The sequence below is a fragment of the Ensifer aridi genome, from assembly GCF_002078505.1.
Lineage (GTDB): Bacteria > Pseudomonadota > Alphaproteobacteria > Rhizobiales > Rhizobiaceae > Sinorhizobium > Sinorhizobium aridi.
Map to the genome: position 1 here is coordinate 26,701 of NZ_LUAV01000026.1, position 6,000 is coordinate 32,700.

A 6,000-nucleotide genomic window follows, 5' to 3' on the forward strand; every position below is an offset into this window, starting at 1 on the left:
GGAACAAACTTGAGAGGCAACCAGACCTGAGACGGAGGACGCATGTGCAATGATTATCGGCTGATGGTGGATGTCGCCTCAATCATCGAGGACTTCGCCGACCTCAAGATCAAGATCCGCTTCGGCGAAGGCGCGCCGAACCTCGAAGTCCGTGAGGACATCAATATCACCGATATCGGCCCAATCGTCAGAACGATCGACGGGATCCGCGATGAGGCCGAGCTCGTGCAGCGGCGCTGGAGCTGGCCCGGGCCGAATAAGCGTCCCGTGTATAATTTCCGGTCAGAGGGACGGGAGTTCAACTCCAACCGATGCCTGATCATTGCTGACGGATTTTACGAGTTCACAGAACCCACAGATCCGAAGAAGAAGCACAAAGACAAATGGCTGTTCACCAAGAAGGGCGAGCCGATCTTCTGCATTGCCGGGATCTGGCGCGACACGCCCGAGGTCGGGCAAGCTTTCACAATGCTGACGATGGAACCGGGACCGGACATTGCGCCGTACCACGACCGCCAGATTGTCATCCTGGAGCGCAATGCGTGGGCTGATTGGCTCGATCCAACCGTTTCTACGAAGTCCCTGATCAAACCGCTTCCGGCCGGAACGTTGGCGGCCGAACAAGTAGGCTGAGACTTAGCTTGCACAAGCGAGCCGCCGTGAGGGGAATGGAGCTCACAAATGCGCCAACAGCAATCGCACGAGAGTTCGATCAGGCGCTGCTGTCGACCGGTAGTGTTGAAGAGGTCAGGCTTGAAGCCGGTAGAGTAGCTCGCTCAGACGTTTTCGAGGTCGACGCGACCACCTCGCCCTAACTGGCAGACCCATTTCTATTCGGAGAAGGATTCCGACTCGACCTTTCCTAAGACGGGCAGATCCTGAACGATATGCGGATAGATGATGACGAGGTCAAAAGGGCGACCGTCCATTTGCTTGGTGCAAAGCCGCGAAAACCCGGCAGTTGGCATCGAGGTAGCGTAGCCGCGCGCGGCGGTTATCCGCGGAACTCGCGCCTCAGCGGTTTCCTTGATGGTGCGACCTCGCTATTCGGCATCAAAGCGTTCGAGCATCTTCTTGAGCCAAAGGTTCTGTGCGCGAAGCTGTTCAGCCAGCAGCCTCTTCAGGCGCTTGTTGTCTGCGTCCAGCGCGGCTAGCTCGTCGAGGGAGATCGGATTGTCGACAGTCCCGGTCTGCGCCTTCCGATCCTCGTGGCCAACCTTCGAGTTGTGTGCGATTGTCTGGGCGGGCGCGCGCTTGGGGCGCTTTCGAGGAGTGCCGGTTGATGTCGTTCTAGGCTGCGATGCCGGTTGGCTCTCCTGTACTTGCACGACCGCTTCGGCCGGACGATCTGCCCCATGGGGCTTCGAGATTTCGACCTCTGTACCGTTGGCGAATGGTATCGGTGCTACTGCGACGTCGACAGCGTCGGCGCCTTCATTGGCAGCCTCTGCATTGATCGGATCAGCCGGCCTGGTTTCACCCGGGTCAGAGTTTTCCGGTGCTTCATTGGAATTGAACAGATGCGGCGCCGTATCTTCCACTTCCCTGGCCAAAGCCTTGAGATCTGTGTCTCCCCAGATTGAGTTCGTCTGGGCTTTTGGCTGTCGTCGCCCCGACTTGAATTCAACAACGAATCTCCGTTGTGGCGTCTTCATCTACTTTCGATCCCAAGCAACCGTAAAGATGCGACGCCGATCGGCGCCGCTGCATTCTTGCGAGCGCACCAATACAGCCCTTCCTCTCGCGCTTCAACCGCTCGCCAACCCGCAGCTGACGCGCCTTTCACCCGGCAAATGCCAGGAACAGAAGGGCTTCGGTTGCCGCGACAATGCTAAATTGGGAGCGCGCGAAGAGGCGTTGCTCGGCGCATTCCCGGTCCCGGTTAGTCCAGACCGAGCCTCTTGCGCAGTTCGGCATTTTCCGCTCGCAGCTTCTCCGCCAGCAGTTTGCGGAGCCTCTGATTTTCCTCCTCGAGCTGGACAAGATCTGCCAACTCATCGCCGGCCGGCAGGGGCTTGGTGCCCTTAGTGCCCTTTTGCTCGACAGGCTTCGCAGCACCTTTCCACTGATAGTAGGTTTGCTCTGATATGCCGGCGCTCTTGATAGCGTCCTTTAGGGTGCTACCATCGCTGACTTGCGTCGCGATCAGCTTGAGCTTTTCGCTCTTCTCTTGCTCGGTATACGCCCTGCGTTTAGCGGCCGGCGTCTTTGATTGAGCTGGTTCGAAAGCCGCCTTTTGAGGCCGTGGAGACCTCCGCTTCTTACCCGCTGGTGTTCTCACTTCTGCGTCCGTCGCTACAGCCGCAGCAACTTGTGCCGCATTACTCTCGTCAGCCATCAGCAATTCCCTCCTTTAGTTATTGCCTGTTTTCGGCTGAGTGTTCCACAGAGTCAACACAACCATCACAGTCCTGCTTTACGGATAGTTGATGTTTGGCTTGTGCCTGGAGGCTTGCCATCGGCGGTTAATGGCACCGGGGCTCTCACCTGAAATAAACGGCGCTGACCACTATCCCCAATTTGACGACCGAGGCGACCCATACAAGTAGGCGCAGGTTCGGCGGCGGGGGCGAACGGTATCGCAGTATGATGCCGCAGGGCACCACCTGCTAGAGATCACGCTCGTATGTCACGGCCAAGGTGATCGTCATGCTTCAATTGCCTGCCATCTCTACTTCTGATTTTTCTATCGACGCCGCGCAATATAGATCCGGCGGCGATTTCGTTTAAAAGTAATACTTGAAAATAGACTCGACCGGAAAGTGGTTCTCTGGTTCTATCTTGGCGTACTGTTTCCGATAGGGCGTAGCAATGGCTTACGATTGGGATGGAAAGCGCACACGTCGGCTCCAAATGTTGAGGTTCATGGGAGCTCTGGCTATACCTGCACTGCTATTCGGCTCCGCCATTGCGACACTGCAGTGGACCGCTGCGGATGGTCCGGCCGTAAGGAAGGCTCAACTTCGGTAGATCTCCAGCGAAGCTGCAGCCTTTCAAATCAGACTGAATACAGGGGCATAAAGGGTCTTCCGTCGCATCGTGTGGCGGAGGGAGGGGGAATGATGAATTCAGCTCAAACCTTGAGTTTCGATCCAATCGGGCCTGACGAGTTGGACATGATCGGAAAGGCCTTCCAAGACGAGCTGCAACGGCGAGCTTTGTCACGCAAGTCTGAAGAAGCTGAAGCGCTCGCCGCAAAGCTGATCAACGCTTATCAAGCAGGGATTCGCGACGACCTGGGCTTGAGTATTGTCGCTGGGCTGTCCTGAGGCGCAGCGCGCATCGGCAATACTCACTGAATCGATTGATGGCCGCCTGCTCAACACGCGCTCGCGCGCATTCAATTGACTGGCGGTGAGGGCATCGCCGCCAAGCAAAGATGACGCAAGTGCGCGCTTTTAGGGAGCGCCGCCGAACTCACGAAACGTCGAACCGCTCAAGCAGCTTCTTCAGCTGGACGTTTTGCAGATGAAGCTTCTGGGCGAGTTGGCTCCTCAGCATTTTGATTTCTTCGTCGAGTGTTGCCACTTCATGGAAGAACAGGTCACGTGATGACGAGGGCTGCAAGCTTTGATGATGCTTTGGGCCGACAGCGCTCTGCGCAGCCACGTGGGCGTCGGCTTTCTTCTTACGTTCTCGACGCTTAACCCGCGGTTTGCTCTGCGACGTTGCGTTTGCCAGGCTTTTCGGAACCAACGAATGCGCTTCGGCACCCGAATGGTCGGCTTGATGGCGCGCAGTTGTTTGAGCCTCTTCAGCATCGATCGGCGGTTTTAACGCCTGTGCGACATCGCCATCGCCTTTCGCCTTATCCAATACGACCGACCCTTGATCAACCGAGACGTCCTCATCGTGAGCAGGTGGGCTGGCAGCTACTGTCGAACTGGGCGGAAGTGCGGACGTATGGTCGACTTCTCTCTCGAGAGCCTTGGAATCGGTATCATTCCCGATCGAACTCTCTCGCGCTTCCGCCGATGGTCGCCGGGACATCAATTGGGCAAGAAATTTCCACGTTTTCATAGTGTTCCCACCTCGAGCAAGCCAAACTGCGATCCTGCTGCAGCTGTTGCTTCCTCACAAATTTTCTAGAGGGCAATACCATCGCGGTATCGAGCCTGCGCAACCTACTTTCCATGGCCGATGTGCCAAGGGCATCCCCATCAAGCCTTGTACGGATCAAACGCCGTTAGCCTTTTAACCGGTGGGTCGGCTTCTTCCCATCGGTAGATCTCGGACCTCAGGAAAGCGAGCTCCCCAGTGAGGTGCTCCTCGTCGATTTCGATCCACCATGATTTCGGACGGCCGTCGCTGCCATCCGACCACCGGTATCCGCGAGCCTTCAGATGTTCTTTCATGTCGAAGGGACTGTGCTCGGCGAAGATGCGCACGCGCGAGCGCTGACTTGTCTTGAGAAGTTCCGCAAAAGCGCTTGGCTCCGTCACCCCGTCGGCGCCGGCGAGCACCTCGAGCAGAGCAAAACAGTCGTCGACGGCACGGTGGCCATCGTGGAAGTAGCCGCTTTGACCAATCAGATAGCCGAGCTTCGTGCCCTCGAAGCCGCGCGTCGCCCAATCGACTTCTTTGACGGAACAGGCCCATGCCTTGCCGGAAAACATGCTTGAGAACGCCTCGCAGAATGGCCGATCGAAGCCGGCATTGTGGGCGATCACCAGGTCGGCCGGGTCGAGCAACGCTCGAAGCGACCCGACATCGATCATCTGCCCGGCAACCATCTCGTCGGTTATTCCTGTGAGGCGGGTGATTTCAAAGGGGATTGGGGCGGTTGGCTGCTGCAAGCCGCCGTAAACGCCGGTGACATCGCCGATATGGCCCTCGTCGTCAAAGGTGAACGCAACTGCGCCGATTTCGATGATCTCGTCCTTGCTGTGGTCGAGGCCGGTCGTCTCGGTGTCGACGATCACTCCGATGCGAGGAAATCCCGGCCGCGGTATATCGACGATCTGGCGGCCGACAAGCTTGCGCAGCACGCGATAGCTGCCGCTCTCCTCCAAAAGCCGGGCCATGTTCTCGTCATCGAGTGGCGTCCGCCGCCGCAGCTTCAAGGGTCGCCGCAGCTCCACGGCGACGTCATCGCCTGGCTCAGGCGGCGAGGCAAACATATCCAGCTGAGATGCCATCGGCCTTTAGTGTCCTCGGGCTGGCGCACCAGTGGGTGCGGATCATGCGTCAGGATAGAAACCGAGGGAGACTCTGGCAACGCAATGAGGTTGGTGGAACCGGACCCACAAGCCAAAATGCCCGGAAAATCTGTTGAAAAGACACACTGAGCGTCCGGCACCGCCGCTCGCTGGCTACGGCGCGGTCGAGGGCGCGCTCGCAAGCGGCTTCGCTACCACCCAACTACACCACCTGTGGGGACGCGACCCATTCAACCGATGACAGTGGGTTGCGCAAGGTTGAAGTTGACCGTTTTCGATGGCGAGGCAACACTTCTGCAGCAAGGCAGGAAGAAAAGTGATAGCCGAGCCAGACCGCTGGCGCCACATGGAAAGCGCGCCGAAAAACGGCAGTCGGATCCTGGTCACGATCCGCCCGTCAGAACAGGGGGCGGCAGAAGTTGACCTCGCGTACTGGTCGAATGGCGATCAGTTTGGCGCAGAAGGCTGGCGCGCCGCTGATCCCTCGCCCGGCCGCATCAGCCCGAATTGAAGTGCTGGATGCCGATGCCGTCGGCCAATCTCAATCGCACCTCTATGCCCTCACCCTCCGAAGGCGATGATGACCAAGAGCTCGACGGGTCAGGGATTTAAGAACTCGCGCCGCCGGCAATCTCCGTCGTTCCCGTTGATACATTATGCGATCTCGTAGCACAGAACGCGAACATCCTCGCGACAAGCCGTGCACAGGCTCGTGAAGGCCGGCTCTCTTCGCCCCAACGCAGAGTCTCAAGGGCGGAGTCATGGTGGCCGCTGTGCGGACTTTCAAGACGTTCGGATTGGCCCCTTGGTATGGACGAATTCGACCCAGGCTGTGTGAAAA

7 protein-coding genes and 1 pseudogene are annotated in these 6,000 nt (G+C 58.0%); 4 read left to right on the forward strand and 4 right to left on the reverse strand.

The window, feature by feature from the left end:
* Positions 1-42 precede the first annotated feature (42 nt).
* Entirely contained in the window at positions 43-633 is a 591-nt protein-coding gene (locus AYK65_RS21720; protein WP_026617578.1) for an SOS response-associated peptidase, read from the forward strand.
* A gap of 410 nt (positions 634-1,043) precedes the next feature.
* Here the strand turns inward: AYK65_RS21720 and AYK65_RS21725 are convergent, their stop codons facing one another.
* Positions 1,044-1,655, reverse strand: a complete 612-nt coding sequence (locus AYK65_RS21725; protein ID WP_081160609.1) for a hypothetical protein — start codon at positions 1,653-1,655, stop codon at positions 1,044-1,046.
* Positions 1,656-1,882: 227 nt separating this feature from the next.
* Positions 1,883-2,338, reverse strand: a complete 456-nt coding sequence (locus tag AYK65_RS21730) for a transposase (protein WP_046119100.1) — start codon at positions 2,336-2,338, stop codon at positions 1,883-1,885.
* A 721-nt stretch (positions 2,339-3,059) separates the two neighbouring features.
* Here AYK65_RS21730 and AYK65_RS21735 point away from each other — a divergent pair.
* A complete protein-coding gene (locus tag AYK65_RS21735; protein ID WP_026617575.1) occupies positions 3,060-3,269 on the forward strand; it encodes a hypothetical protein in 210 nt (69 codons plus the stop codon).
* A 148-nt stretch (positions 3,270-3,417) separates the two neighbouring features.
* Here AYK65_RS21735 and AYK65_RS21740 read toward each other — a convergent pair whose 3' ends face one another.
* Positions 3,418-4,020: a hypothetical protein gene (locus tag AYK65_RS21740; RefSeq protein ID WP_081160611.1), complete on the reverse strand. Its 603-nt coding sequence runs from the start codon at positions 4,018-4,020 to the stop codon at positions 3,418-3,420.
* A 140-nt stretch (positions 4,021-4,160) separates the two neighbouring features.
* Positions 4,161-5,138: a 3'-5' exonuclease gene (locus tag AYK65_RS21745; protein ID WP_081160612.1), complete on the reverse strand. Its 978-nt coding sequence runs from the start codon at positions 5,136-5,138 to the stop codon at positions 4,161-4,163.
* 133 nt (positions 5,139-5,271) lie between these two features.
* On the opposite strand from AYK65_RS21745, the gene AYK65_RS33535 reads away from it, so the two are divergent.
* The gene (locus AYK65_RS33535) at positions 5,272-5,400 is read left to right on the forward strand and encodes a hypothetical protein (RefSeq protein WP_275531684.1); all 129 of its coding nucleotides are present in this window, start codon (positions 5,272-5,274) and stop codon (positions 5,398-5,400) included.
* Positions 5,401-5,478: 78 nt separating this feature from the next.
* A pseudogene (locus AYK65_RS21750) lies at positions 5,479-5,771 on the forward strand (hypothetical protein).
* Positions 5,772-6,000: the final 229 nt, after the last annotated feature.

Bases quoted from the DNA above. Each gene is read 5' to 3' on its own strand.
- AYK65_RS21720 (WP_026617578.1), top strand. From the start codon at position 43: ATGTGCAATGATTATCGGCTGATGGTGGATGTCGCCTCAATCATCGAG.
- AYK65_RS21725 (WP_081160609.1), bottom strand. From the start codon at position 1,655: ATGAAGACGCCACAACGGAGATTCGTTGTTGAATTCAAGTCGGGGCGA.
- AYK65_RS21730 (WP_046119100.1), bottom strand. From the start codon at position 2,338: ATGGCTGACGAGAGTAATGCGGCACAAGTTGCTGCGGCTGTAGCGACG.
- AYK65_RS21735 (WP_026617575.1), top strand. From the start codon at position 3,060: ATGATGAATTCAGCTCAAACCTTGAGTTTCGATCCAATCGGGCCTGAC.
- AYK65_RS21740 (WP_081160611.1), bottom strand. From the start codon at position 4,020: ATGAAAACGTGGAAATTTCTTGCCCAATTGATGTCCCGGCGACCATCG.
- AYK65_RS21745 (WP_081160612.1), bottom strand. From the start codon at position 5,138: ATGGCATCTCAGCTGGATATGTTTGCCTCGCCGCCTGAGCCAGGCGAT.